At 71.2% G+C, this 25,780-nt stretch carries 27 protein-coding genes; 21 read left to right on the top strand and 6 right to left on the bottom strand.

Going from position 1 to position 25,780, the window contains the following annotated elements:
* Positions 1 to 142: 142 nt before the first annotated feature.
* The 6 genes from KF840_07755 to KF840_07730 all read left to right on the top strand — a co-directional run bounded on the left by KF840_07755 (position 143) and on the right by KF840_07730 (position 3,775).
* The gene (locus tag KF840_07755; GenBank protein ID MBX3024790.1) at positions 143 to 373 is read left to right on the top strand and encodes a hypothetical protein; all 231 of its coding nucleotides are present in this window, start codon (positions 143 to 145) and stop codon (positions 371 to 373) included.
* 96 nt (positions 374 to 469) lie between these two features.
* Positions 470 to 628, top strand: coding sequence for a 50S ribosomal protein L34 (gene rpmH, locus KF840_07750; protein MBX3024789.1), 159 nt, complete (start codon positions 470 to 472; stop codon positions 626 to 628).
* Positions 625 to 984: a ribonuclease P protein component gene (gene rnpA / locus KF840_07745; protein ID MBX3024788.1), complete on the top strand. Its 360-nt coding sequence runs from the start codon at positions 625 to 627 to the stop codon at positions 982 to 984. The genes rpmH and rnpA overlap by 4 nt, the downstream gene beginning before the upstream one ends.
* Positions 944 to 1,201, top strand: a complete 258-nt coding sequence (yidD, locus tag KF840_07740; protein ID MBX3024787.1) for a membrane protein insertion efficiency factor YidD — start codon at positions 944 to 946, stop codon at positions 1,199 to 1,201. The genes rnpA and yidD overlap by 41 nt, the downstream gene beginning before the upstream one ends.
* An 18-nt stretch (positions 1,202 to 1,219) precedes the next feature.
* The gene (gene yidC / locus KF840_07735; protein ID MBX3024786.1) at positions 1,220 to 2,866 is read left to right on the top strand and encodes a membrane protein insertase YidC; all 1,647 of its coding nucleotides are present in this window, start codon (positions 1,220 to 1,222) and stop codon (positions 2,864 to 2,866) included.
* Between the two features lie 75 nt (positions 2,867 to 2,941).
* The gene (locus tag KF840_07730) at positions 2,942 to 3,775 is read left to right on the top strand and encodes a Jag N-terminal domain-containing protein (GenBank protein ID MBX3024785.1); all 834 of its coding nucleotides are present in this window, start codon (positions 2,942 to 2,944) and stop codon (positions 3,773 to 3,775) included.
* A gap of 45 nt (positions 3,776 to 3,820) precedes the next feature.
* Here KF840_07730 and KF840_07725 read toward each other — a convergent pair whose 3' ends face one another.
* Positions 3,821 to 5,926, bottom strand: coding sequence for an SUMF1/EgtB/PvdO family nonheme iron enzyme (locus KF840_07725; GenBank protein MBX3024784.1), 2,106 nt, complete (start codon positions 5,924 to 5,926; stop codon positions 3,821 to 3,823).
* A gap of 192 nt (positions 5,927 to 6,118) precedes the next feature.
* Here KF840_07725 and mnmE point away from each other — a divergent pair, with 192 nt between their 5' ends.
* The 3 genes from mnmE (at position 6,119) to rsmG (ending at position 10,263) form a co-directional block, all read left to right on the top strand.
* On the top strand, positions 6,119 to 7,468 hold the full coding sequence (gene mnmE / locus KF840_07720; GenBank protein ID MBX3024783.1) for a tRNA uridine-5-carboxymethylaminomethyl(34) synthesis GTPase MnmE: 1,350 nt from the start codon (positions 6,119 to 6,121) through the stop codon (positions 7,466 to 7,468).
* Between the two features lie 238 nt (positions 7,469 to 7,706).
* Positions 7,707 to 9,623 carry a tRNA uridine-5-carboxymethylaminomethyl(34) synthesis enzyme MnmG gene (gene mnmG, locus KF840_07715; GenBank protein MBX3024782.1) on the top strand — a complete coding sequence of 639 codons (1,917 nt, stop codon included), beginning with the start codon at positions 7,707 to 7,709 and terminating at the stop codon, positions 9,621 to 9,623.
* A 16-nt stretch (positions 9,624 to 9,639) separates the two neighbouring features.
* Positions 9,640 to 10,263 (top strand): 16S rRNA (guanine(527)-N(7))-methyltransferase RsmG, encoded by a 624-nt coding sequence (gene rsmG / locus KF840_07710; protein MBX3024781.1) that lies wholly within the window; start codon positions 9,640 to 9,642, stop codon positions 10,261 to 10,263.
* On the opposite strand, the gene KF840_07705 is transcribed toward rsmG, so the two are convergent.
* A complete protein-coding gene (locus tag KF840_07705) occupies positions 10,256 to 10,582 on the bottom strand; it encodes a hypothetical protein (protein ID MBX3024780.1) in 327 nt (108 codons plus the stop codon). The genes rsmG and KF840_07705 overlap by 8 nt on opposite strands.
* A 216-nt stretch (positions 10,583 to 10,798) precedes the next feature.
* On the opposite strand from KF840_07705, the gene KF840_07700 reads away from it, so the two are divergent.
* From KF840_07700 to atpC, 10 genes are all read left to right on the top strand, one after another.
* A complete protein-coding gene (locus tag KF840_07700) occupies positions 10,799 to 11,602 on the top strand; it encodes a ParA family protein (protein MBX3024779.1) in 804 nt (267 codons plus the stop codon).
* Positions 11,586 to 12,440, top strand: coding sequence for a ParB/RepB/Spo0J family partition protein (locus tag KF840_07695; protein ID MBX3024778.1), 855 nt, complete (start codon positions 11,586 to 11,588; stop codon positions 12,438 to 12,440). Before KF840_07700 ends, KF840_07695 begins: the two co-directional genes overlap by 17 nt.
* 164 nt (positions 12,441 to 12,604) lie before the next feature.
* The gene (locus KF840_07690) at positions 12,605 to 13,114 is read left to right on the top strand and encodes a polymer-forming cytoskeletal protein (protein MBX3024777.1); all 510 of its coding nucleotides are present in this window, start codon (positions 12,605 to 12,607) and stop codon (positions 13,112 to 13,114) included.
* A gap of 110 nt (positions 13,115 to 13,224) precedes the next feature.
* Positions 13,225 to 13,656: a hypothetical protein gene (locus KF840_07685; GenBank protein MBX3024776.1), complete on the top strand. Its 432-nt coding sequence runs from the start codon at positions 13,225 to 13,227 to the stop codon at positions 13,654 to 13,656.
* The gene (gene atpF, locus KF840_07680; GenBank protein ID MBX3024775.1) at positions 13,653 to 14,213 is read left to right on the top strand and encodes a F0F1 ATP synthase subunit B; all 561 of its coding nucleotides are present in this window, start codon (positions 13,653 to 13,655) and stop codon (positions 14,211 to 14,213) included. Before KF840_07685 ends, atpF begins: the two co-directional genes overlap by 4 nt.
* Positions 14,210 to 14,761: a F0F1 ATP synthase subunit delta gene (locus tag KF840_07675; protein ID MBX3024774.1), complete on the top strand. Its 552-nt coding sequence runs from the start codon at positions 14,210 to 14,212 to the stop codon at positions 14,759 to 14,761. Before atpF ends, KF840_07675 begins: the two co-directional genes overlap by 4 nt.
* A 79-nt stretch (positions 14,762 to 14,840) precedes the next feature.
* Positions 14,841 to 16,349 (top strand): F0F1 ATP synthase subunit alpha, encoded by a 1,509-nt coding sequence (gene atpA / locus KF840_07670; GenBank protein MBX3024773.1) that lies wholly within the window; start codon positions 14,841 to 14,843, stop codon positions 16,347 to 16,349.
* A gap of 28 nt (positions 16,350 to 16,377) precedes the next feature.
* Positions 16,378 to 17,238 carry an ATP synthase F1 subunit gamma gene (gene atpG, locus KF840_07665; GenBank protein ID MBX3024772.1) on the top strand — a complete coding sequence of 287 codons (861 nt, stop codon included), beginning with the start codon at positions 16,378 to 16,380 and terminating at the stop codon, positions 17,236 to 17,238.
* A 95-nt stretch (positions 17,239 to 17,333) separates the two neighbouring features.
* Complete coding sequence (atpD, locus tag KF840_07660) at positions 17,334 to 18,740, top strand: F0F1 ATP synthase subunit beta (protein ID MBX3024771.1); 1,407 nt, start codon at positions 17,334 to 17,336, stop codon at positions 18,738 to 18,740.
* Positions 18,741 to 18,745: 5 nt separating this feature from the next.
* A complete protein-coding gene (atpC, locus tag KF840_07655) occupies positions 18,746 to 19,147 on the top strand; it encodes an ATP synthase F1 subunit epsilon (GenBank protein MBX3024770.1) in 402 nt (133 codons plus the stop codon).
* Between the two features lie 178 nt (positions 19,148 to 19,325).
* On the opposite strand, the gene KF840_07650 is transcribed toward atpC, so the two are convergent.
* The 4 genes from KF840_07650 to KF840_07635 are packed head-to-tail and all read right to left on the bottom strand — an operon-like array spanning position 19,326 to position 22,526.
* Complete coding sequence (locus KF840_07650; GenBank protein ID MBX3024769.1) at positions 19,326 to 20,210, bottom strand: metal ABC transporter permease; 885 nt, start codon at positions 20,208 to 20,210, stop codon at positions 19,326 to 19,328.
* Positions 20,207 to 20,932, bottom strand: a complete 726-nt coding sequence (locus KF840_07645; protein MBX3024768.1) for a metal ABC transporter ATP-binding protein — start codon at positions 20,930 to 20,932, stop codon at positions 20,207 to 20,209. The genes KF840_07650 and KF840_07645 overlap by 4 nt, the downstream gene beginning before the upstream one ends.
* Entirely contained in the window at positions 20,929 to 21,822 is an 894-nt protein-coding gene (locus tag KF840_07640; GenBank protein MBX3024767.1) for a zinc ABC transporter substrate-binding protein, read from the bottom strand. Before KF840_07640 ends, KF840_07645 begins: the two co-directional genes overlap by 4 nt.
* Positions 21,822 to 22,526: a hypothetical protein gene (locus KF840_07635; GenBank protein ID MBX3024766.1), complete on the bottom strand. Its 705-nt coding sequence runs from the start codon at positions 22,524 to 22,526 to the stop codon at positions 21,822 to 21,824. The genes KF840_07640 and KF840_07635 overlap by 1 nt, the downstream gene beginning before the upstream one ends.
* A gap of 126 nt (positions 22,527 to 22,652) precedes the next feature.
* Here KF840_07635 and KF840_07630 point away from each other — a divergent pair, with 126 nt between their 5' ends.
* Positions 22,653 to 23,375, top strand: a complete 723-nt coding sequence (locus KF840_07630) for a methyltransferase domain-containing protein (GenBank protein MBX3024765.1) — start codon at positions 22,653 to 22,655, stop codon at positions 23,373 to 23,375.
* Positions 23,376 to 23,470: 95 nt separating this feature from the next.
* Positions 23,471 to 25,780: a DUF3604 domain-containing protein gene (locus tag KF840_07625; GenBank protein MBX3024764.1), complete on the top strand. Its 2,310-nt coding sequence runs from the start codon at positions 23,471 to 23,473 to the stop codon at positions 25,778 to 25,780.

Raw genomic sequence — 25,780 nt, 5'->3', positions numbered from 1 at the left:
GCATCCCGGACGCCGCGCGGTCGGACCCGCCGCTGGGGTGGTGGATTCACCGCGCGGCGCGTGCCATACAGAGCGCTTGCGTCCAGCGGGGCGAGGGCTGGCAGGGCTTGGGCGGGCGCGATCTGTGAGGAGGAGTCGGGCAATGGCAGACGAGAGCACGTGCAAGGCCGCCAACTGCGACAAGGTGGTGCGCGCCAAGGGGTACTGTGACCGCCACTACCGGAGCTGGCGGAAGGGCAAGATGGGCAAGCCGCGCCATCGGTCGTGCAACGAGGCCGGCTGCGGCAAGGCGCCCCTGCGGCGCGGCCTGTGCCCGGACCATTTCGCCAAACACCACAGCAAGGCGGCCGCCGAGGCGGCGCCGGCGTCGTAACGCGGCGAATTGACTTGCTGCCGGTGATGTGGTGTCTGACCCCGGTTGGGCTGCCGCCGACGGCATCTCATCCCTCAGCCAATCCGAAGGACGAGCATGAAACGGACCTATCAACCGAGTAATCGGCGGCGGAAGCGGACGCACGGCTTTCGCGCCCGCATGGCGACCCCGGGTGGGCGCGGCGTGCTCAAGCGGCGGCGCGCCAAGGGGCGCAAGCGGCTGACGGTCTCGATTCCGGCGAAGCAGCCGCGGTGACGCCGGCGGCGGACGGTGACCGCTCGCAGCGTTTTCCGCGCCGCTATCGGGTGCGCACGCGGCGCGAGTTCGTCGCGCTGCAGCGCGACGGGCGCCGGCAGTCGGCACCGCACTTCATCGTGATCAGCTCTGGCACGTCGGGGCCGCACGTCCGCCTCGGCATCACCACCAGCCGCAAGGTCGGCAACGCCCCGGAGCGCAACCGCATCCGCCGCCTGGTGCGCGAGTTCTTTCGCCGCCACCGCCCGCGGCTCGGCGCGGCGCGCGATCTGATCGTCATCGCCCGCCCGGGCGCCCCAACCCTCTCGTACGCCGATGTCGTCGACGAGCTGTCCCGCGCCCTCCGCCTCGGCTAGCGGCCTCGGCGGGCGCGCGGCCCTGGCGGCGATCCGCGCCTACCAGGTGCTGGTGTCGCCGCTCTTGGGATCGCACTGCCGCTTCGCGCCGTCGTGCTCGCGGTACGCGGCGGACGCGATCGCCCGACACGGCCTGCTCGCCGGCGGTTGGCGGGCGCTGCGCCGCCTCGCCCGCTGTCACCCGCTCAATCCCGGCGGGTACGACCCGGTCGAGTGAGCCCGGAGTGACGCCGTCATGGAACAACGCCGCGTTCTCCTCGCCATCGCCATCTCGCTGCTGATCGTCGCGCTCTACCAGGAGCTGATCGTCCACCGTCTCTATCCGCCGGCGGAGCCGCCCCCGGCGCCGGCCGAGCAGGGATCGCCGGCGGCGGCGCCGGGAGCAGTGGAGAAGTCGGCGCCGACGGAGGCGGAGGCGCGGCCGCAGTCGGCGTTGGCTCCGGAGCTGGTGGCCAGCGCGCGCGACGTCGTCGTCGATACCGACCTCTACCGCGCCACCTTCACCACCCTCGGCGCCCGCCTGAAGGGCCTGGAGCTGAAGCGCTACCTGACCACCGTCGCCAGGGACAGCCCGCCACTGCAGCTCATCCAGTTCCCGGCTCCCGACCAACTGCCCCTCGGGGTGACGCTGATCGGTGCCGACAAGCCGCCGGCCGGCGACGCGGCGGTCGTCTACGGCGTCGATCAGTCGAACCTGGAGCTGACCGGCGACGAGTCGGCGACCCTGACCTTCACCGGCACGATGCCCGACGGTGCCACGGTGCAGAAGCGGGTCACGCTGCACGGCCACGACTACGTCTGGACCCTCGATCTCGACGTCGGCGCGGTGCCCGAGGGCTACTCCCAGATGTCGCTCGCCTGGAACGAGGGGATGAACCCCGCCGGGCCGAACGCGAGCGAGGTGGTCTTCGACCAGGTGTCGGTGCTGGAGAAGAACAAGCTGCAACTGCATCCGTTCGCCAAGTTCGACGGCGCGACGCCGATCGAGGCCAAGGGCGACATCGGCTGGATGGGGTTCAGCGGCCACTACTTCCTCGCCGCGGTGGTGCCGGAGGCGGAGGCCAGCAACGATCTGCGGGTGTGGATGCGCCGCGACCAGGACCACGTGCAGAGCATGGTCATCTTCCCGCAGGGCACGTTCCGGACGCAGGCCGAGGTCTACACCGGCCCGAAGGACATCGACCGCCTGGAGGCGGTCGGGCACGGGCTGCGCAAGGCGGTGGACCTCGGCTGGTTCACCTTCATCGCCCTGCCGATGCTGCAGGCGCTCCGCTTCCTGCACCGCTTCACCGGCAACTACGGCGTCGCGATCATCCTCCTCACGGTGGTGATCAAGGTGCTCTTCTTCCCGCTCACCAAGAAGAGCTTCGAGTCGATGCGCGCGATGCAGAAGCTGCAGCCGGAGATGCAGAAGATCCGCGAACGGCTGAAGGACAAGCCGGACGAGATGAACCGCGAGGTCATGGAGCTCTACCGGCGCCACAAGGTGAACCCGCTCGGCGGTTGCCTGCCGATGGTGCTGCAGATCCCCGTCTTCGTCGGCCTCTACAACGCGCTGCTCAACGCCGTCGAGCTGCGGCATGCGCCGTTCATCGGCTGGATCACCGACCTCTCGGCGCCCGATCGCCTGGGCTCGATCCAGTTGCCGTTCGTGCCCCATCCGGGCATTCCGGTGCTGACCCTGGTGATGGGCGGCAGCATGCTGGTGCAGCAATGGATGACGCCGTCGGCGGCCGATCCGGCGCAACAGCGCGCCATGATGATCATGCCGGTCGTCTTCACGTTCATGTTCATCAACTTCCCGGCCGGTCTGACTCTGTACTGGCTGGTGAACAACCTGCTGACGATCGGCCAGCAGTACGCGATGTCGCGCCGGCCCTGATCGTCGCCCGCGCGGTGCGCGGGCTGGTGGGCGCGTCCCTCTCGTCCGTGGCGCCGGCGTTGATCGGAGCAGAACATGCAGTCCATCGAAGCCGAAGGCCGCACCATCGACGACGCCATCGCGCGCGCCCTGCAGTTGCTCGGCGCGCCGCGCGAGCGGGTCGAGATCGAAATCCTCGCCAACGCCACCAAGGGGCTGTTCGGATTCGGCGGCAAACGGGCGCGCGTGCGCGCCAGCCTGCGCCGCTCGGCCGCCGAGGCGGCGGGCGCACCAGCTCCCGCGACGGCGGCGGCGGCGCCCCCGGCAACCGACGCGCCGGCACCCGTCGCCGCGACCGCGCAGCCGGCGGCCGCGCCGCCACGAACCGCGCACCCGGTCCGCCGCCCGCCGCCGCGCGAGCGACAGGACCGCCGCCCGCCGCGCCCCGCACCGGCGACGGTCGGGACGCCGCCGAGCCCGGCGGCGCTCGAGCGCGCCCGTACCGTCCTCGCCGAGATCGCGCGCCTGTGCGACGTCGCGGCGACCGTCCAGGCCGACGGGTCGCGCCTGGTCATCCACGGCGACGCCGGCGGCGTCATGATCGGTCGCCGCGGCGCGACCCTCGACGCGCTCGAGTACGTCGTCAATCGGGTCATCGGCCACGACGACGAGCACGCCGGCCACGTCGAGGTCGATGCCAACGACTATCGCGCCCGCCGCCGCGCCGCCCTCGAGGCGCTGGCGCAGCGCATGGCGGCGCGGGCCCGCGACAAGGGGCGGCCGGTGACGCTGAACCCGCTGAACCCGCGCGAACGCCGCGTCGTGCACCTCGCGCTGCAGGGCGATCCGACCTTGAGCACGCGCAGCGCCGGCAGCGGCTACTACCGTCGGCTGGTCATCGTCCCGACCGCGGCGCGCGGCCAGGCGTGAGCCGCCCGGGCGCGGCGCTGGCGTGGCGGCGCCAGCAGCCGTTCCCTATCGGCCCGGGGCGGCCAGGCGGAAGCCGACGTCGTTGCTCTCGCGCGTGGTCGTGTCCTGGCAGAAGAGCGCCGCTTCCAGCGCCAGCGAGCCGCTGAACCAGTAGCCGCCGCGCAGACCGCGCGACGCGCCGGGCGTGTCGTCGAGATCGTTCCACTCCCACACGCCGCCGTTCTGATCGAAGGTCCCGTAGTAGCTGGCGCTGGCGGTGAAAGCGCCGACGTCGGTGAGGTAGTTCTGCCCCGGCTCCTGCGCGCTGCCCTGCGTCACCGAGAAGATTCCGCCGGCGAAGTAGTTCGCCTGGTTCGGCTCGTCGCCGATGCGGTTGCCGGGCGGATCGTCGCTCTGCGTCGCGTAGCCGAAGTAGCCGCCGGCCCCCGCGTCGCGCAGCGGGCTGTAGTAGGCCGCCTTGTACCACTCGTCCTCGGTGGGAAGGAAAGCCGCCGGCGGCGCGCCCGTGTTCGGGTTGATGGCGTTGCGCGCCGCCGCTGCGCCGCTCACCGCGCCGGCGAGCGCGTAGGCGCCGTCTTCCGTCGTCGTCTCGTCCTGCGCGCCGAGCGGCTGCCCGTTGGCCAGCCAGTTGGCGAAGCGCGCCGCATCGAACCAGGACACGTAGGTGATCGGCCGATCGCGGCTGTCGCCGCCGTTGTCGATGACGTGGTAGGTGTACCCGCCGTCTTCGCCCTGGCGCGCGATGCCGGCGATCGCGGCGTCGCTGGCCATGCGCGGGTTGTACAGGCCGTGCGGATCCGACGCGGCGACGGCGTTGAGAAACGCGGCGTACTGACCGATCGTCACCTCGTACCTGGCGATTCGGTAGGCATAGGCGACGCCGCCGAAGCCGGTGCGGTCGTCGACGTTGCCGGCGTCGTCCACCGGCGCCAGCTCGATGACGACGTCGCCGCCGTAGGCGGGCAGGCGGGGCGGCGGATCGGCGGATCGAGGCGGCGCGATCGCCGGCGGCTCCGCGACCGCGGCGTCGACCGTCGCGCACCCCGGCGGCGCCGCGCCATCGTCCGGCGCGGCGAGGCGGAAGCCGGAGTTCGAGTTGTCGCGATCCGGCACGTAGCCGAGGCGCAGCGACGATCGCAGATAGGGCGGCGTCGAGGTCCAGCCGCCGCCGCGAATGACGCGATACGGCCCGGACCGGCCGTCGCGGTCGGTCCACTCCCAGACGTTGCCGGTCTGATCGAAGGTGCCGTAGTAGCTCGCGCTGGCGCGGAAGGCGCCGACGTCGCTGAGGTAGTTCTGACCCGGATCGAGGGTGGCTTCCTGGGTGACCGAATAGATCGAGGAGCCGGAGGCGTCGTTGATGTGGTTCGCCTGGTTGCTCGCGTCGCCGAGCACGTTCCCGGGATCGTCGTCGCTCTGCGTGGCGAGGCTGTGGTAGCCGCCGCCGCCGCGCTCCAGGGCCGGGCTGTAATATGCCGCCTTGTACCACTCGTCCTCCGTCGGCAGGTAGTAGCTCGGCGGCGCGCCGGTATTGGGATTGATGGCGCTCCTGGCCACGGCGTCGCCGGCGACGCGGCCGTCGAGCGCGTAGGCGCCGCGTTCGGTGGTGCGTTCGTCCTGTGCGCCCGCCGGCTGCCCGTTCGCCATCCAGTTGGCGAACCGGGCGGCGTCGAACCAGGTGACGTAGGTGATCGGCCGATCCGGTCCGCTCGCCGCGCCCGGCGGCGCGCTGCCGAACGGACCGACGACGGCGTAGGTGAACGCGCCGTCGACGCCGCTCTGCGCGATGCCGGCGACGCTCCCGTTGCCGGCCATGCCGAGGTGGTAGAGCCCGTGGCGATCCGATCGCGCCACCGCGTTGAGGAACGCGGCGTACTGGCCGATGGTCACTTCGTAGGTGCCGATGCGGTACGGATACGCCACGGCGCCGAAGCCGTTGCGATCGGCGCCGTTGCAGGCGTCGCCGACCGTCACCAGGGCGTAGACGATGGTGGCGGTGGCGACCGGCGTCGCCGTCGGGGTATGGGTTGGAACCGCCGTCGTCGCTGTCGCCGTCGAGCGCGCCGTTCCACCACTGCCGTCGCTGCAGCCGCCGGCGACTACGCCCGCCAGCACCAAGAGCGCGGTCCACCCCGCCAGGTCGCTTCGCATGCGGCACATGGTGACCCATGTGGGCGCCGGATCCAGAGGGAAAGTTCGCCCGCTGGCATCCCCGTCCTGCATCCGTCGTGGACGGCGCCGGGTCGCCGAACCAGGGTTGAACTGCGGCGCAAAGATGCTCAGACGGAGCAGGGCCACTGGCCCGCTTCGCGTCCTCGTCGCCGCGTGTAGGCCCTTCAGCGCATGTACGTACCCGACACCATCGCCGCGATCGCGACGCCGCCCGGACCGGGCGGCATCGGCATCGTGCGCGTCAGTGGGCCGGACGCGCCCGCCATCGCCGACGCGGTCTTTCGCCGCCGCAGCGCCGGGGCGTGGCGATCGCATCGGCTCTACGCCGGCCGGGTCTGCGCCGACGGCACCGCGGTCGATGAAGGGATGGCGGTGCTGATGCGCGCGCCGCGCAGTTACACCGGCGAGGACGTGCTCGAGCTCCACTGCCACGGCAGCCCGGTGGTGCTCGAACAGGTGCTGGGAGCGGTCCTGGCGTGCGGCGCGCGGCCGGCGCTGGCGGGCGAGTTCACCAAACGCGCCTTCCTCAACGGCCGCCTCGACCTCACCCAGGCCGAGGCCGTGATGGCGCTGGTCACGGCGCGCACCGCGGACGCCGCGACGACGGCGGCGGCGCAGTTGGGCGGCGCGCTCTCGGCGCACCTCGGCGGCATCCGCGCGCGCCTGGTGCGCGCCAAGGCGCACGTCGAGGCGCTGCTCGACTTCGGCGACGAGGACGTCGGGCTCGATCCCGCCGTGCTGGCGGACGACCTGGCGGCGGCGCGCCTCGCGGTCGCCACCCTGCTCGCCACCGCCGCTCGCGGCGAGTTGCTGCGGCGCGGCCTGCGGGTCGCCCTCAGCGGCCGTCCGAACGCCGGCAAGTCCAGCCTGCTCAACGCCCTGCTCGGCGCCGAACGCGCCATCGTCACCCCCGAGCCTGGCACGACGCGCGACGTGATCGAGGCGATGGTCGACCTCGACGGCGTCCCGGTGACGCTCATCGACACCGCCGGGCTGCGCGATGCCGCCGACGCCGCCGAGCGGCTCGGCGTCGCGCGCGCCGCGGACGCCGCCGCCGCCGCCGACCTCGTCCTGGTGGTGCTCGACACGGCGCGGCCGTTCGCCGATCAGGCCGCCCTGCTCGGCCGCGACCATGCCATCGCCGTGCTCAACAAGAGCGACCTGCCCTCGGCGTGGTCGGCCGCGGACGAGGCCGCGGCCGCGGCCGCCCACCGCTGCCTCCGCGTCTCGGCGACCACCGCGCGCGGCCTCGACGCGTTGCGTCAGGCCATCCTCGCCCAGGCCGGCGTGCAATGGGCCGACAACGTGCCGCCGCTCACCAGCATGCGCCAGCGCGAGGCGCTCGCACGCGTCGCCACGAGCCTCGCCGCCGCGGATGCGGCGCGGCTCGCCGGCCTGCCCCCGGAGCTCGTCGCCGTGGATCTGCAGGCCGCGCTGGAGCACATCGGCACGGTGACCGGCGCGGTCACCAGCGACGACGTCCTCGACGCCGTCTTCCGCGAGTTCTGCCTCGGCAAGTGACGGTGCCGCCGCCAGACGTCATGGATCAGCCCACCACCGCTGAATGCGCCGGGCCGTTGGCCTGCCGGGCTCGCTGCCACATCGGGCCTTCGGGAACGCCAGCGCGGACGTGCGCGCACCCCATTCATCGGCTGTCGGTTCCGAGCGGCGTTGATTTGCACGCGGCGCTGGAGCACATCGGGGCGGTGACCCGCGATCACGCGGTCGCCGCCATCGTCCGCAAACGTCCTCTCGATACATGACCCCTTTTCCGATCGACCCATCCGGCAGCGCGCCGCGGGCGCGCGCGACGCCGTTCGACGTCGTCGTGGTCGGCGCCGGCCACGCCGGCATCGAGGCGGCGCTCGCCGCCTCGCGCATGGGCTGCGCGACCGCGCTGCTGACGCTCAACCTCGACCACATCGGCCAGATGTCATGCAATCCGGCGATCGGCGGCATCGGCAAGGGCCACCTGGTGAAGGAGATCGACGCGCTCGGCGGCGAGATGGCGCGGGCGATCGACGAGACCGGCATCCAGTTCCGCCAGCTCAACACCCGCAAGGGCCCGGCAGTGCGCGCCTCGCGCGCCCAGGCGGACAAGCGCCGATACCGCGATCGCATGAAGACGCGGCTCGAGACGGCGCCGTCGCTCTCCGTCTACCAGGCGAGCGTCGTCGCCTTGCTGATCGACGGCGGGCGCGTCGCCGGCGTCGAGACCGAGCTCGGCGAGACCATCCTGACGCAGCGCGTCATCCTCACCACCGGCACCTTCCTCAACGGTCTCATCCACGTCGGCCTGCGCAGCAGCGCCGCGGGGCGGGCGGGTGATTTCGCGGCCCGCGGACTCAGCGAGCAACTCGCCGGGCTGGGCTTCCGCGTCGGCCGTCTGAAGACGGGAACCTGCCCGCGTCTGGACGCGCGCACCATCGACTTCGACCGCCTGGAAGTCCAGCCGGGCGACGATCCGCCGCGGCCGTTTTCGTTCGCCACCGAACGCATCCCTCAGCAGCAGGTCCCCTGCCACATCACCTACACGACCGCGCGCACGCACGAGATCGTGCGCGGCGCGCTCGATCGCTCGGCGATGTACAGCGGCCGCATCTCGAGCCGCGGGCCGCGCTACTGCCCCTCGATCGAGGACAAGGTCGTCCGCTTCGCCGACAAGGAGCGGCACCAGATCTTTCTCGAGCCCGAGGGGCTCGACACGGTCGAGATCTATCCCAACGGCCTCTCGACCAGCCTGCCGTTGGATGTGCAGACGGCGATGGTGCGTTCGATCCCCGGGCTGGAGGACGCGGCCATCATGCGGCCCGGCTATGCGATCGAGTACGATTACGTCGACCCGACCCAGCTCTGGCCGTCGCTGGAGACCAAGCTGGTCGGCGGCCTCTACCACGCCGGGCAGATCAACGGCACGACCGGCTACGAGGAGGCCGCGGCGCAGGGGCTGATGGCCGGCATCAATGCCGCGCTCAGCCTACGCGGCGAGCCGCCGCTGGTGCTGCGCCGCGAGCAGGCATACATTGGCGTGCTCATCGACGATCTGGTCCTGCGCGGCGTCGGCGGCGAGCCGTATCGCATGTTCACCTCGCGCGCCGAGCATCGCCTGCTGCTGCGCGAGGACAACGCCGACCTGCGGTTGCGCGAGATCGGCCGTCGGGCGGGCGCGGTCGACGAGCCCGACTGGGCGCGCACGCTGGCGAAGAGGGCGGCGATCGAACGCGCCATCGAGTTGCTGCAGACAACGGTGGCTACACCGACGGCGGAGCTGAACCGCCGGGTCGAAGCCCTGGGCTCGACGCCGCTCCGCCTGCCCTGCTCCTTCGCCCAGTTGCTGCGGCGCCCCGAGCTCGATCTGGCGGGCGTCTGGAGCCTCCTGAACGAGGCGCCGCCGCTGCCGGCGCCCGATGCGGCGGCCCAGGTTGAAGTCGCGATCAAGTACGCCGGATACGTCGACCGCCAGAACGACGCCATCCGCCGCGCCGCCCGCATGGAAGATGCGCGGATTCCCGACGCCTTCGACTACGACACCATTCCCGGCCTGTCGCGCGAGGTGCGGGAGCGACTGTCGGTCCTCCGTCCGCGCTCGCTCGGCCAGGCGTCGCGGGTCGCCGGCGTTACTCCCGCCGCCGTGTCGCTGCTGTCGATCCATCTGCGCCGGATCGGCGCCGCCTGAGATCGCCGGAGCACTCGTGGCCGACTGGCAGGCGCTGCGGGACTGGACGCGCCGGAGCACCGGATTCGAGCTGAACGAGGCGCATGTCGATGCGCTGCGCGCCTATGTCGATCTCCTGCGGCTGTGGAATCGAAGGGTTTCACTGGTCGGCTCCGCCGAGGACGTCGACCTGTTGCTCAACAAGCACCTGGCCGACTCGCTGTTCGCGGCCGCGCATTGCCGCGATGCCTCCGCCATCGTCGATCTGGGGAGCGGCGCCGGCTTTCCGGGACTGGTGATCGCCATGGTATGCCCAGGGGCGCGGGTGACCCTCATCGAGGCCCGGGGCAAGAAGGTCTCGTTTCTCGAGGAGGTCTGCCGGGTTGCCAGTCTCGGCAACGCCCGACCGATGCACGCTCGCATCGAGGTGATGGCGGCGGAGCAGGACCAGCGCGGCGCCTACGACCTGGCTACGTCCCGCGCCCTTGGCGACCTGGTGCTGTTGCGCGAACTGTCGCGGCCCTTTCTGCGCCCGCATGGGCAACTGCTGGCAATGCGGGCCGCCAGCGCCGCCGTCCCAGCCGGCGCGAGACGCGTCGATTACACGCTTCCGGACGGTACGCCCCGGACCCTTCTCTTCGAGCAGCGCCGTCCTACCTGAGCCCGTATCGCTCGCACATCGCCGCGTAGCGGCTCTCCGTGTGCTCGTCCAGGAGATCCCGGTTGCGGTCGATGATCGGCAGCAACTCTTCGCGAAGCGCAGCGCCACGGATCATCCACTGGAAGTAGCTTCGCCCGCCGTGGGTATATGGACCGTAGAGGCGTCCGCCCGGCAGGGTCCGTTCCAGCCAGCGGAAGAGTCGCTCATGCTTGGTATGCATGCGCAGGGTCACCTGCGGCTGGCGCCCGTCGCCACCGAAGTGGCCCTCGCCAAGCAGTAGACCGATCACGAACCCTGCATCCCGTTCGCTGATCTCCATGGGCGCCGACCTAACTCCGGCGCTGTTTCACTGTCAAGTTTCACGTGGAACGGTTGCCCCCTGTTTCACCGTCAGGTTTCTCGTGGAACATCCTCCTGGGGCACGCTCAAGGCGCCGGTGGAGGGCGACCGGAGTGATCTGCGGCACTGGTTCCCAGCGCATTTCTGGTGTGCAAGGGCCACCTGTGCTAGCGACGTCGCGGCGATCGAGGTGCGCGTGGGGCGGATCATCTGTGTGGCGAACCAGAAGGGCGGCGTCGGCAAGACGACCACCGCGGTGAATCTCGCCACCAGTCTCGCCCTGCAGGAACGACGCGTCCTGCTGGTGGATCTCGACCCGCAGGGCAATGCCTCGAGCGGGCTCGGCCTGCGGGACAGCGAGGGCCCCACCACCTACGATCTGCTCCTCGGCGAGCGGCGCGCCGAGGAGACAAAGATCGCCACACAGGTGAGCTCGCTCGACCTCATCCCGGCTCATCGCGATCTGGTCGGTGCCGAGGTCGAGCTCGTATCGGCGCCGCGTCGCGAGTTCCGGCTTGCCGAAGCACTGGCGTCGGTTCGCGACCAGTTCGACTTCATCATCATCGATTGCCCGCCGTCGCTCGGACTCCTGACCTTGAACGGCCTGACCGCCGCGGACGCGATCGTCATTCCCCTGCAGTGCGAGTACTACGCGCTCGAGGGCCTGAGCGCGCTGCTGGAGACGGTCGAGCTGATCCGCGAGGGGCTCAACCGCGACCTGGCAATCGACGGCATCGTTCTGACCATGTTCGACACCCGCAACAGCCTCTCGCACCAGGTCTCGGACGAGGTGCGCCGACACTTTCCGGATCGGGTGTTTCGCACCGTGATCCCCCGCAACGTTCGCCTGAGCGAATCGCCGAGCCACGGAATGCCGGCCGCTCTGTACGACCCCGCGTCAAAGGGCGCGCAGGCGTACCTCGACCTGGCGCGCGAGCTGATCGCCGCGCAGCAGGGCGAAGAGGGCTCACCAGGAGAGACCGATGAACGACCTTCGTAAACGCGGCCTCGGGCGGGGGCTCGGCGCGCTGATTCCCGGCGCGGCTCAAGCGACGCCGGACCGCACTCGGACGCCTGCGGAATCGGAGCGGACCGCCGCCATCAGCTCGATCGTCCCCAATCCCTACCAACCGCGCGAGATCTTCGACGAGGTCGCGATCGAAGAGCTCGCGGCCTCGATCCGCGAGAAGGGCCTGCTCCAGCCTCTGCTCGTCCGGCCGGCCGGCAACGGCTACCAGTTGATCGCCGGCGAACGCCGCCTCCGCGCCGCCCAGCGCGCCGGCCTCGAGCGGGTGCCGATCTCGCTCCGCGACGCCGACGACATCGAAGCCCTCGAATTGGCGCTGATCGAGAACCTGCAGCGAGAGAATCTCAACCCGGTCGAAGAGGCCCGCGCCTACAAGCGGCTCGGAGACGAATTCGATCTGTCGCAGGAACAGATCGCCGCGCGCGTGGGCAAAACACGTTCTGCTGTAACAAACAGCATTCGTCTATTGCAGCTCCCCCCGTCCGTGCTGGCGCAGCTCGAATCGGGTGAGCTGTCGGCTGGTCACGGTCGCAGCCTGCTGGCGCTCGAGTCCACCTCGGCGCAGGCGGCGCTGGCGCGCGAGGCGGCGAGCCGCAAGCTCTCGGTGCGCGACACCGAGCGGCTGGTGCGCGAGCGTCGGCGCGCGCCGGAGGACGACATCGAACGGCGCGCCGCCGAGGCGGATCTGGCGCGGGCGCTGGCGACGCGGGTGCATCTGCGCCATCGCAGCGACGGCTCCGGCCGCATCGTCATCGAGTACTTCTCGCTCGACGAGTTGGACGGGTTGTTGACGCGCCTCGGGGCGCGCTGAATCGCGCCGCGAGGCGGGGTGTCTCGGCCGAGTCTCGGCGGCGCGCCGCAGCCGCTCGCGGCGGACCCCGAGGGAGAGCGACCCCGTTTTGACTTGCGTGTAAACCCCCGCTATAGCCCCACCGTTCACCGCAATCCCCGCGCGACAACTTCAGGAGTGAGACGATGGCGTTGTTCGTGAAAGACGACAAGACGCAGAAGTCTGACGAGCCTCTGCAGGCTGCCGCGCCGGCGAGTGCGAGCGCGCCGGCGAGCGCGCGTGACGTGCAGGCGCACCTCGGCCAGGGCAGCCGGGTGGAAGGGAAATTGACGTTCGAAGGCAGCGTGCGGATCGACGGGCAGGTGGAAGGCGAGATCAGCGCTCAGGAGATGGTGGTGCTCGGCGAGACCGCCGACGTCTCGGCACAGATCGTCGCCAACACCATCGTCGTCCAGGGGCGCGTCACCGGCGACCTGACGGCGCGCAGGCGCGTCGAGCTCAAGGCGCCCGCGTCGGTGGCGGGGAACATCAGCACGCCGTGTCTGGTCATTCACGAGGGGGTCGTGTTCGAGGGTCACTGCTCCATGGGTGGCGCGGCGGCGGGTCGCGCCGAGCGCAGCGACAAGCGCGTCGCGCTCTTCCCGGCCGAGGAGCGCGGCGGCGGCGGCCGCCGTTCGTCGGAGGCCGCCGGCTGAGCGCAGCCCCGCGCTCGCCCGTACCCGCACCTCACAACTTCAGAAACCACGGATCCGTTCCGCGCCGGCGGACCTCGCCGCCAGGCCACGCGGAACCCAGCCAGAGACACATGCAGCTCGCTCCCGACTATACGATATTTGCGCAGGTCGCCTTGTTCATCGTCTTCTGGATGGTGTTCAGGGCCTTCGTCTTCGGCCCCACCACCCAGGTGCTCGACCAACGCCACCAGCGCACGGTGCAGGCAGCACACGACGCCGAAGAGTTGGCCGCTGCCGCGGAAGCGGACCGCGCGCGGTACGACCAGAAGCTGCTCGAGCAGCGGCACGCGATGGCGCAGGAGGCCGAGGCCGCCCGCCACGCCGCGATCGCCGCCTCCAACGACGAAATCGCCGCGGCACGCGCCAAGATCGCGCTCGATCTCGCGCATCGTCGCGAACAGGTCGCGCGCCAGGTCGACGAGGCGCGGCGCGCGCTCGCCTCCGAGGCCGAGCAGGTCGCCGCCGAGATGCTCGACCGCGTCGCCGGGAGCGCCCGCGCATGAGCCGTCTGCTCGCCGTCGCCCTGGGCCTGCTCCTGCCGCTGGCCGCCCTCGCCGAGGATATCCCCGAGGCGCACCACATTCCCGGCGTGCCCTGGACGAAGCTCGCCTTCACGGCCGTCAACTTCAGCATCTTCGTCTATCTGCTGAGCCGCTTCTGGCCGACGATCCGCAACGTCATGATCGAGCGTCGCAGCCACGTCCGCGAAGCGCTCGAGAAGGCCGCGCGGGCGCGGCGCGAGGCCGAGGCCCTGCGCGCCGAGATGCAGCAGCGCCTCGACAAGCTCGCCGGCGAGCTCGAGGGCATGCTGCAGCAGGCGCGCGCCGACATCGCCGCCGAGCGCGATCAGATCCTCGCCGCCGCCCGCCACACCGCGGAGGCGATCCAGCGCGACGCCGAGCGCACCGCCGAGAACGAGCTCCGGCAGGCCCGTGAACGACTCCGCGCCGACGTCGCGCAGCACGCGCTGGCGATCGCGGCGAAGATCGCGCCGCAGCGGCTCGCCGCCGCCGACCAGGCGCGTTTCGTCGACGACTTCGTCCGCGAGGTGACCCGATGATCGTCGGCTCCGTGGCCCGGCGCTACGCCCGCGCCATCTTCGCCGTCGCCGAGGAGCAGACCGCGACCGACCAGATCGGCAACGAGCTGCAGCTCCTCGGCGCCGTCGCCGACGATCCGCAGATCGCCGCCGCGCTCGCCAACCCGCTGTTGAGCGCCAGCGCGCGCCGCGATCTCGCCACGACCATCGCCGACAACCTCAAGCTCGGCGCGACGACGCGCAACTTCATCTCGCTGCTCGCCGACCACCGGCGGCTCGACCAACTGGTCGGCATTGCGCGCGAGTTCACCCAGATCCTCGACCGCAAGCTGCAGCGCGTCCGCGCCACCATCACCTCGGCGACGCCGCTCGACGACGCGCAGCGCCAGAGCCTCATCGCCGCGTTCGAGCGCAAGCTCGGCCGCACGGTGCTGGCCGAGACGGCGGTCGACCCGCAGTTGCTCGGCGGCGTCGTCGTCGACGTCGAGGGTACCGTTTACGACGGCAGCGTCCGCACCCAGCTGCAGTCGCTCGCCAATCGTATCGCCGGGGGTCGCTCGCTGCTCTAGCGCCGAGCCCCGGACCGCGTGACCGCGCGCCGGCGTCCTGCTGGATCGCCTCGCGACACGCCAGGGAGGAACCAAGGGAATGGAAATCCGCGCCGCGGAAATCAGCGACATCATCAAGCGCCAGATCCAGGAGTACCAGCGCGACGTCGAAGTGCGGGAGACCGGCCGCGTGCTCTCGACCGGCGACGGCATCGCCCGCATCTACGGCCTCGACAAGGCCGCGGCCGGCGAGCTGCTCGAGTTCCCCCACAACATCTACGGGCTGGTGCTGAACCTCGAAGAGGACAACGTCGGCGCCGCGATCTTCGGCGAGGCGCAGGAGATCCGCGAGGGCGACGAGGTCCGCCGCACCGGCCGCATCGCCGAGGTGCCGGTGGGCGAGGCGCTGCTGGGCCGCGTCGTCGACGCCCTCGGCCAGCCGATCGACGGCAAGGGCCCGATCAACACCCCGCACACCCGCCGCATCGAGCTCAAGGCGCCCGGCATCGTCAAGCGTCAGCCGGTGAAGGAACCCCTGCAGACCGGCCTCAAGGCCATCGACTCGATGATCCCCATCGGCCGCGGCCAGCGCGAGCTGATCATCGGCGACCGCCAGACCGGCAAGACCGCCGTCGCCCTCGACACCATCATCAACCAGAAGGGCGGCGACGTGCAGTGCTTCTACGTCGCCATCGGCCAGAAGCGCTCCACCGTGGCGCAGGTGGTCGACCGCCTCACCCGCAACGGCGCCATGGAGTACACCACGGTGATCGCCGCCACGGCGTCGGACGCCGCGCCGCTGCAGTTCATCGCCCCGTACAGCGGCTGCGCCATGGGCGAGTACTTCCGCGACTCCGGCCGCCACGCCCTGGTGATCTTCGACGACCTCTCGAAGCAGGCCGTCGCCTACCGACAGCTCTCGCTGCTGCTGCGCCGACCGCCGGGCCGCGAGGCGTTCCCCGGCGACGTCTTCTACCTCCACTCCCGCCTGCTCGAGCGCGCCGCCAAGATGAGCAACGAGGAGGGCGGCGGCTCGCTCACCGCGCTCCCGGTCATCGAAACCCAGGCCGGTGACGTGTCGGCGTACATCCCCACCAATGTCATCTCGATCACCGACGGCCAGATCTTCCTCGAGAGCGACCTGTTCTACTCCGGCGTCCGCCCGGCGGTGAACGTCGGCATCTCGGTGTCACGCGTCGGCGGCAACGCCCAGATCAAGGCCATGCGCCAGGTCGCCGGCACGCTGCGCCTCGACCTCGCCCAGTATCGCGAGCTCGCCGCCTTCGCCCAGTTCGGCTCCGACCTCGACGCCGCCACGCAGCGCCAGCTCAACCGCGGCAGCCGCCTGGTCGAGATCCTCAAGCAGGGCCAGTACGTGCCGCTGCCGGTCGAGCGCCAGGTGCTGATCCTCTACGCCGCGACCAACGGCTACGTCGACCAGGTCGAAGTGGCGCAGCTCAAGCGCTACGAGCAGGAGCTCTTCCGCTTCGTCGAGACCCGCAAGCCCGAGGTCTTCAAGACCATCCTCGAGAAGAAGCAGCTCGACGACGATCTCAAGCTCCTGTTGAACAAGACGCTCGAGGAGTTCGCGTCGCAGTTCGCCGCCTGAGCCGCGCCCCGCTGCCGCCGCACCGCCGATGGCCTCGCTCAAGAGCATCCGCAAACGCATCAGCTCGGTCAAAAGCACCCAGCAGATCACCAAGGCGATGAAGATGGTCGCCGCGGCGAAGCTGCGCCGGGCGCAGGAGGCCGCCCAGCAGGCGCGGCCCTACGCCGACAAGCTCGCGACCATGTTGCAGACGGTGGCGGCGCGCGCCGCCGCGGACAGCGCGCATCCGCTGCTCGCCGAGCGCCCGGAGCGGCGCATCGACCTGATCCTCGTCACCAGCGACCGCGGCCTGTGCGGCGGGTACAACGCTGGCCTCGTCCGCAAGGCGGAGCAGTTCATCGCCGAGCACGCGGACAGCGAGGTGCGCCTGACCGCGGTCGGCAACAAGGGCTACATGCACTTCCGCCGCCGACCGGTCGGGGTCGCCGAACAGCACATCCAGATGCCCGCCGGCCCCGGCCTGGCACTGGCGCTCGAGCTCTCGGCGCGCGTCGCCCGCGACTACATCAGCGAGCGGACCGACGGGGTCTACGTGCTCTACAGCCAGTTCCGCTCCGCCCTCTCGCAGGTGCCGACCGTCGAGCGCCTGCTGCCGGTGCCGCCGAGCTCCGAGGGCGCGGGCGAGACGCTCGACTACCTGTACGAGCCGGACGAGGCGACGCTGCTCGACCGGCTGCTGCGCCAGTACATCACCACGCTCATCCACCGCGCCTTCCTCGAGTCGATCGCCAGCGAGCACGGGGCGCGCATGACCGCCATGGACAACGCCACCGCCAACGCCCGCGACATGATCGATCGCCTCACCCTGGCGATGAACCGCGCCCGCCAGGCGGCCATCACCACCGAGCTGATGGAGATCGTGTCCGGCGCCGAGGCGCTGAAGGGTTGAAGAGAAAGACTTTCGACGCAGAGAGCGCACGGCTCGGGTCGCACCGTCTCCGCGCCTCCGCGTCTCTGCGGTGAAGAAATCAGAAAGGCTCCGACATGAATCTCGGTAAGGTCACGCAGGTCATCGGTCCGGTCGTCGACGTCGAGTTCCCTCCCGGGAAGCTGCCGCCGATCTACCAGGCGCTGAAGGTCACCAACCCGGCGATCAGCAGCCTCGACTGGAATCTCGTCCTCGAGGTGGCCCAGCACCTCGGCGAGAACACCGTCCGCGCCATCGCCATGGATGGCACCGAGGGCCTGGTGCGCGGCATGGACGTGCAGGACACCGGCGACAACATCAAGGTGCCGGTCGGCCCGCAGACCCTCGGCCGCATCATCAACGTCATCGGCGAGCCGGTCGACGAGGCCGGCCCGATCGAGACCAAGACCTTCTACCCGATCCACCGCGAGGCGCCGAAGTTCACCGACCAGGCGACCGAGGTCGAGGCGTTCGAGACCGGCATCAAGGTGATCGACCTGCTCGCCCCCTACGCCCGCGGCGGCAAGATCGGCCTCTTCGGCGGCGCCGGCGTCGGCAAGACGGTGCTCATCCAGGAGCTGATCAACAACGTCGCCAAGCAGCACGGCGGCTACTCGGTGTTCGGCGGCGTCGGCGAGCGCACTCGCGAGGGCAACGACCTGTGGCTGGAGATGCGCGAGTCGGGCGTGATCGCCCGGACCGCGCTGGTGTACGGCCAGATGAACGAGCCGCCGGGCGCCCGTGCCCGCGTCGGCCTGACCGCGCTCACCGCCGCCGAATACTTCCGCGACGAGGAGGGCAAGGACGTGCTCCTCTTCATCGACAACATCTTCCGCTTCACCCAGGCGAACTCGGAGGTGTCGGCGCTCCTCGGCCGCATGCCATCCGCCGTGGGCTACCAGCCGACCCTGTCGACCGACCTCGGCGAGCTCCAGGAGCGCATCACCACCACCAAGAAGGGGTCGATCACCTCGGTGCAGGCGATCTACGTGCCCGCCGACGACCTCACCGACCCGGCGCCCGCGACCACCTTCGCCCACCTCGACGCCACCACCGTGCTGTCGCGCCAGATCGCCGAGCTCGGCATCTACCCGGCGGTCGATCCGCTCGACTCGACGTCGCGGATCCTCGATCCCAACGTGGTCGGCGACGAGCACTACAAGGTCGCCCGCCAGGTCCAGGAGCTGCTGCAGCGCTACAAGGACCTCCAGGACATCATCGCCATCCTCGGCATGGACGAGCTCTCGGAAGAGGACAAGCAGACCGTCGCGCGGGCGCGCAAGATCCAGAAGTTCCTGTCGCAGCCGTTCCACGTCGCCGAGGCCTTCACCGGCCGCAGCGGCAAGTACGTGAAGCTCCCCGACACCATCCGCGGCTTCAAGGAAATCGTCGACGGCAAGCACGACGACGTGCCGGAGCAGGCGTTCTACCTGCAGGGCACGATCGAAGACGTGCTCGAGACCGCCAACAAGCTCGCGTCCTGATCGCCATGGCGAGCGAGCTCCAGTTGCGGGTGGTCACACCCACGCGCCTCGTCGTCGACCAGGCGGTCACCGAGGTCACCGCCCCCGGCACCCTGGGCGAGCTCGGGGTCCTCCCCGACCACGCCAACTTCCTCACCTCGCTGGACAGCGGCCGCCTCACCTACAAGGACGCCGCCGGCGCGCACGTGCTCGCCATCCGCGACGGCTTCGCCGAGGTGGCGAACAACGTCATGACCGTGCTCGCCGAGGCCGCGGAAGCGCCGGCGGAGGTGAACGCCGTCGCCGCCCGCGCCGAGCTGCAGGCCGCCGAAAGCGAGCTCGCGCGCCTGGCGCCGGTCGACGCCGACTTCCCCGCCGCCGACGCCCGCCGCCGCTGGGCGCAGGCGCGGCTCGACATCGCCAAGTAGCGTCCAGCGGACAGCGTCGCCGCCGGCGCGAAGCGATCGCGCGGCGCGGCGCCGGGGCCGCTGCGGCGGCCTACGTTCCGACCCCGGGCCGCGCCCGCAACGCCGTGCCCTTGTCGCGCTTCGCCTCCTCTACGGATCAGTTCGCCCCCATCCAAGTGGCACCAGCGACCGCCCGTCCTCAGCGCCGCGTCCCGCGCAGCGCGCGCAGGCCGCCGATCGCCAGGGTGACGAAGAACAGCGCGCTCATCGCCAGCACCACGGCGCCGCCGCTGGGCACTTGCAGGCGGCTGGAGATGAACAGGCCGCTGACCCCGGCGAGCAGCGCCACGGCGATGCTGAGCAGCAGATAGCCGCGCGTGGTGCGCGCCAGGTTGCGCGCCGCCGCCGCCGGCACCACCACCATCGCTTCCACCAGCAACGCGCCAATCACCTTCAGGCTGACGACGATCGCCGCCGTCAGCAGCATCACGAATAGGTAATCGACGAACGCCGACGCCACCCCGCTCACCCGCCCCAGCGCCGGGTCGAGGCTGTCGAGCAGGAGCTGGTTGTAGACGATCGCCAGCACGACGGCGATGGCGGCGCCGAGCCCGAGCAGCAGTGCCAGGTCGGCGTCAGTGACGGTGAGCAGGCTGCCGAACATCACCGCCTCGACCTGGTGGATGTTGAAGCGCTTGGTGACCGCCACCAGCAGGCAGATGCCGAGGCCGAGCGACAGCGCGAGGAAGACGCCGATCAGCGTGTCCGGCGGCAGCGAGGAATGGCGCCGCACGTACACCATCGCCAGCGCCGACAGAAAGCAGAAGCCGAAGATGCCGCCATAGGCGGCGTTGAGCGGCTCGCCGAGCACGATGCCGATGGTCAACCCGGTGAGCGCCGCCTGTCCCAGCGCCGCCGAGAAGAACGCCAGGCGCCGCGCCACCACGAGATGACTGAGCCCGCCGAGGAGCGGCGCCAGCAGCAGCACCGAGATCAGGCCGCGGATGAAGAAGGCGTACTGGAACACGTCCGGCAGGACGCCGCGCGCCGCCAGCGCCGCGAGGTGATCGTAGAGGGGGCTCACGCGTCGCGATGTCCGCCGCCGATGGCCAACGCCTCGGCGAGCCCGCTGCTCAGCACCTGCGCGGCGCTGCCGCTGCGCCGCACCGACCGATCGAGCAGCGTCACCCGGTCGGCGACGCGCCGCACCTGTTCGAGGTCGTGCGACACCATCAGCACGCTGGTGCCCGCCTCGGCCCGTAGCGCCGTCAGCGCCGCCTCGAGCTGTTGTACCGCGGTTTCGTCCATGCCGCTCGCCGGCTCGTCCAGCAGCAGGAACTCCGGGGCGGGATCGATGGCATTGGCGACCAGCACCCGCCGCAGCTCGCCACCCGACAGCACGCCGAGCGGCCGCTGCCAGCAGTCGCGCAGGCCGAGGCGGGCCAGCACCGCCTCCATGCGCGTGCGCGTCCGCCGCGCCACCCCGAAACATACCGGCCAGCGCTGGCGCGGCAGCGCCAGGAACTCGCCGACGGTGAGCGGCAGCGTGCGGTCGACGTGGAAGCCCTGGGGCACGTATCCGAGACGGCCCGCGCCGCGCCAGTGGAAGCGGATGCGGCCGTCGAACGGCATCTGCCCGAGGACCGCGCCGAGCAGGGTCGTCTTGCCGCCGCCGTTCGGGCCCAGGAGGACGTGCGTGGTGCCGCGGTCGACCGTCAGGCGCACGTCCGCGAGCAGCGGATGCCCGTCGCGCACCACGCTGACGCCCTCGATTTCGAGCACCGCGGCGGTCGACACGACGCTCACCGCCGCGGATCCGTCACCAGCGCCTGCACCATCGCGCCGACGTTCTTCTCCATCTCGACCTCGAACTTGTCGGGCGTGAACGCCCCCGAGGCGATGTGGCTGATGACGTAGACACGGGCACGCCCGTTCTCGCGCAGCACCTCGAGCAGCGGCTGCGGGAAGCTCTCCTCGCTGAAGACCACCGTCACCTGCTCGCGCTTGAGCAGGTCCACCATGTCCCCGAGCTCCTTCGCCGACGGCACCAGGCCATGCGCCGGCTCGACCACGCCGACGATGTCGATGCCGAGCTCCTGCATCAGGTAAGCGTAGCCGTCGTGCACGGTGACGACGCGGTTGATCTTCGCGTCCACCAGTTTGGCCGCCGCGGCGCTCTTGATGGCGCGCAGCCGCTTCGCGTAGTCGGCGGCGTTGGCCTGGAACCGCTCCGCCAGCTCCGGCCGCAGCGCCGCCAGCGCGCGGGCGATCGCGTAGGTCTGCTGGATGGCGTTCGAGAAAGAGATGAAGGTGTGCGAGTTCACCATCCCGCCGTGCGCCGATCTGAGCAGCGGCACGCCGTCGTTGGGGCGGATGACGACCAGTTTCTCGTTCCCCGACGCCTTGATCATGTCGGTGATGAAATCGTCGTGCCCGACCCCGTTGATGACGATGGCGTCGAGGTCGGCGATCTTCGCGATGTCCTCGGGGCGCGGCTGGTAGTCGCCGGCGTCGACCTCGCCGGGGAGGATCGGCCGCACTTCGACGTCGGTGCCGCGCGTGACGTTGCTGGTCCAGGAATAATACGGGTGCAGGGTGACGCCGACTTTCAACGGCGCCCCCGGCGTCTCGGCCGCGGCGCCGGCCGCCATCGCCCAGGCCATCACCGTCGCGACGATCAACGATCGCACCGCCATCATTGCGCCTCCACGGTCTGGAACGGGCTGTTGACGCGGATCTGCTGCCAGCCCTGCAGGGCCGGGTCGGCGGGAACGCCGGCGGGCACCGACGCGCTGGCGCGCGTCCAGTAGGTGGCGTGCACCAGCGTGCCGTCGGCCAGGAGTTGATGCTCCTCGTCGACCACCGCCGGCGCCGGCTGCTCGCCGCCGCCGGGGGGCGGTTCGACGATCAGAATGAGGAACGCCGGCGCCGCCGGGTCGCGGGTCGGCATCCCCATGTAGGCGGTGGCCAGCCCGTCGCCACGCCGCTCCCAGCGCAGACCCGCGCGGTCGAGCACGTCGGGCGCGAAGGGTGGAATGCCATCGGCCGCCAGCGCCTCGACCGCCGGCCAGGCGTCCGAGCCGCCGCGCAGCCGCAGCGCCTCGGCCGTCCCTTCCTGCATGGCGCGAAAGACCCGCTGCTCGGGGCCCGGCAGATCGCGGAACAACACCTGATACGGCAGCGCCGTGTTCAGGGTCTGCGCCCGCGGACCGCCGTAGAGCTGGAAGATCAGCACGTAGATCACGCACAGGCAGATGAAGCCGGCGGTGAGGAAGACCCAGACCTCCTCGTCCCCCTCGCCCCGCGGCGCCACCTCGACCGTCCACCCCTCGGGACGCGGCGCCGCGAACGGATTCCAGCGATGGCGGGTGACGGTCGTCAACGCCCGCAGAACTACCATGGCGCGCAGCGGGCGGCGAACCACTGCCCGGGCGCTTGCCTGATGGTGCGAGGGCACGGCGACGGCGGCGCGGGCGCGCCGCCCTCCGGCTCGCGTCTCGGGCGCCGGCGCGCTACGCCAAGCGTCGTGTCCCAGGCGCCGCGCGACCACAGCGAACCGCACGTCCGGGTGCAGCGCACGCGCGAGGGCACGTTCCTCTTCGTCGACGGCTCGTGCGCCTCGGTGTGGCGGCCCGGCCGGGCCATCACCGAAGGCAGTTGGGACCTCCTCGCGGCGCCGGTGCTGCTGGTCGCTGGCCAGGCGCCGCGGGTCCTGCTGCTCGGCGTCGGGGGCGGCACGGTCATCCGGGTGATCCGCGCCCTGCGGCCGGCGGCGGCCGTCACGGCCATCGACCTCGATCGCGAGGTCCTCGCGGTGGCGCGGCGCGCCTTCGCGCTCGACCGCCTCGGGGCGACGATCGTCTGCGCCGAGGCGGACGCCTACCTCCGCTCCCTGCCCGCTCCCGCCCGCTTCGACGTGGTCATCGACGACATCTACGAGCGCGCCGGCGCCGCCATGCGCAAGCCGCGCGGCTGGCCCGCGACCCTGCGCCGGGCGCTGGCGCGCCTGCGCCCGGGCGGCGTCCTGGTGTGCAACGCGCTCGACCGCCGCGACGCGCGGGCGCTCGCGCGGGCGCTGCGCCGACCCGCGACCGCCCTGACTCACGCCGAGTACCACAACTGCATCCTTCTCTTCGGCCGGCCGACGCCGGGGGCGCGGGCCGTCGGGCGGGCGCTGCGGGCCAGTCCGCCCCTGCGTCCGACGATGCAGCGCGTCACGGTGCGTACCTTCACGGCGGCCGATCGCTAGAAGCCCGCCCGACGCCTGAACCGTTTGCCAGATCCGGCGCCGTGCACTACGCGGGAAGAGTGCACCGTGCGCTCGCCATCCTGACCGTCGCCTTGCTGCTCCCCGCCTGCGGCGACGACGTCTCGCACCCGGCGGCCCGCACGCCCACCCCGAGCGCGGCGCCCACCGGCGCGCCCTGGCAGCGCACCGAGGAGCGCGCCGCCTGCGACGACTACGATGCCCAGCGGCAGCCGTTCTTCGGCGACCTGCACGTCCACACCCGCTATTCCGCCGACGCCTCGATCTACGGCACCAAGACCGAACCGCGCGACGCCTACGACTTCGCCCGCGGCGGCACCATCATGTTCTCCGACGCCGACGAGCAGCCGACGCGGCCGGTTCGCCTCGACCGGCCGCTCGACTTCGCCGCCGTCACCGACCACGCCGAGTTCTTCGGCGAGGTCGATGTCTGCACCCGCCCCGACTCGCCGGTCTACGACATCCGCATGTGCCAGATCCTGCGCCAGTACGAGCCTCCCGAGCGCCAGTTCGGGACGATCGTGCAGTGGCTCTACCCCGCGGGCGTCGACAACCCGCCCCCCTCGCTGCCCTTCTGTTCGACGCCCGGGATCGACTGCGACGCCGCCGCGGTCTCGGTGTGGCAGGAGATGCAGGCCGCCGCGGAGGAGGCGTACGACCGCACCAGCGCCTGTCGCTTCACCAGCTTCATCGGCTACGAGCACACCCCCAGCCGCGGCGGCCGCCACTTGCACCGCAACGTCATCTTCCGCAACGCCCACGTGCCGCCGCAGGTCTACAGCCAGCTCGACACGGCGTCCGGCGGCGTGCCGCAGGGCCTGTGGAGCGCCATCGAGCAGCACTGCCTCGACGCCGACATCGGCTGCGAGGCGGTGATCATCCCGCACAACTCGAACCTCAGCGACGGACTGCATTTCGCCGACCCGGCCGACACCGCCGAAGCGCAGCGGCGCCAGGACCGGGAGCCGCTGGTCGAGATCTACCAGAGCAAGGGCGGCTCCGAGTGCCGCTTCGATCGCCTGGCCGGCCGTGGCGTCGGCACCGAGGACGAGCTCTGCACCTTCGAGCAGATCAAGGAAGCGTCGGAAGTGCCCGGCCAGTCCGACCCGCCGATCGACGCGTATCCGGCCCGCAATCTGGTGCGCAACGCCGTCGCCGACGGCCTGCGGCTCGAGGAGCAACTGGGGGTGAACCCGTTCCGCTTCGGCTTCATCGCCAGCACCGACTCGCACGACGCCGCGCCGGGCAACACCGAGGAGCCGGGCTACGAGGGCAAGGACGGCAACAACGACGCGACCCCGGAACGCCAGATCCACGGCATCACCAACAACCCCGGCGGCCTGGCCGTGGTCTGGGCGGAGGAGAACTCGCGCGACGCGCTGTTCAGCGCCCTGCGCCGGCGCGAGACCTATGCCACCAGCGGCACGCGCCCGGTGGTGCGCTTCTTCGCCGGCAATCTCAGCGGCGTCGCCTGTGGCGCGCCCGACTTCATCGCCCGCGCCTACGCGACCGGCACGCCGATGGGCGGCGAGCTGGGCGCCGTGCGCGGCGCCGCCAGCCCGCGCTTCGCCGTGCTGGCGCTGAAGGATCCCGGCAGCGAGGCCATCCCCGGCGCCGACCTGCAGCGCATCCAGATCGTCAAAGCGTGGCTCGAGGACGGCGCGCCGCGCGAACGCGTCTACGACGTCGCCGGCAATCCCGACAACGGGGCCGATGTCGATCCCGCCACCTGCGCCCCGCGCGGCGCCGGCGCGGCCGAGCTCTGCGCCGTCTGGGAGGATCCCGACTTCAACCCGGAGCAGCGCGCCCTCTACTATGCGCGCGTGCTCGAGAATCCGACCTGCCGCTGGAGCACCTTCGTGTGCAAGGAGGCCGGGGTCGATCCGTTCGCGTCCGACTGCGCGACGCAGGCCGCGGCCGCCGGCGCCGACTTCGCCAACTGCTGTCTGAACGAAACCAACGACCCGTTCCTCTCGCCGACCATCCAGGAGCGCGCCTGGACCTCGCCGATCTGGTACCGCCAGGAAGGCATCGCCGAGGTCACCGGCGGCATCTCCTTCGGCGGCGGCAGCAGGAACGGCGACGCGCTGCAGCTCGCCATCCGACTGGCGGCGCCGCCGCCGGGCATCGATCTCGCCGCGACGCCGGCGACCGTCGCGGTGACCGACGACGACGCGATCTTCACCACCACCATCGCGCCGGCCAACTACCGCTTCGGGGCCGATGGCGCGCTGCGGATCGACGTCGAGGCGTCCGGCCTGACGCTGGACGCCGCCGCCCGGGTCGATCACACGGTCACGGTCGACGTGACCATCGGCACCTATCGCGCGTCGTACGCGCGCCGCTGGCGCTACGCCGACCGCCGCCTGGCGCCCGCCGGGAGCTGA

It is taken from the genome of bacterium (assembly GCA_019637795.1).
Classification (GTDB): domain Bacteria; phylum Desulfobacterota; class Binatia; order HRBIN30; family CADEER01; genus JAHBUY01.
The sequence above is the reverse complement of the archived record's forward strand: the minus strand, read 5'-3'. Positions and strand labels throughout refer to the sequence as shown.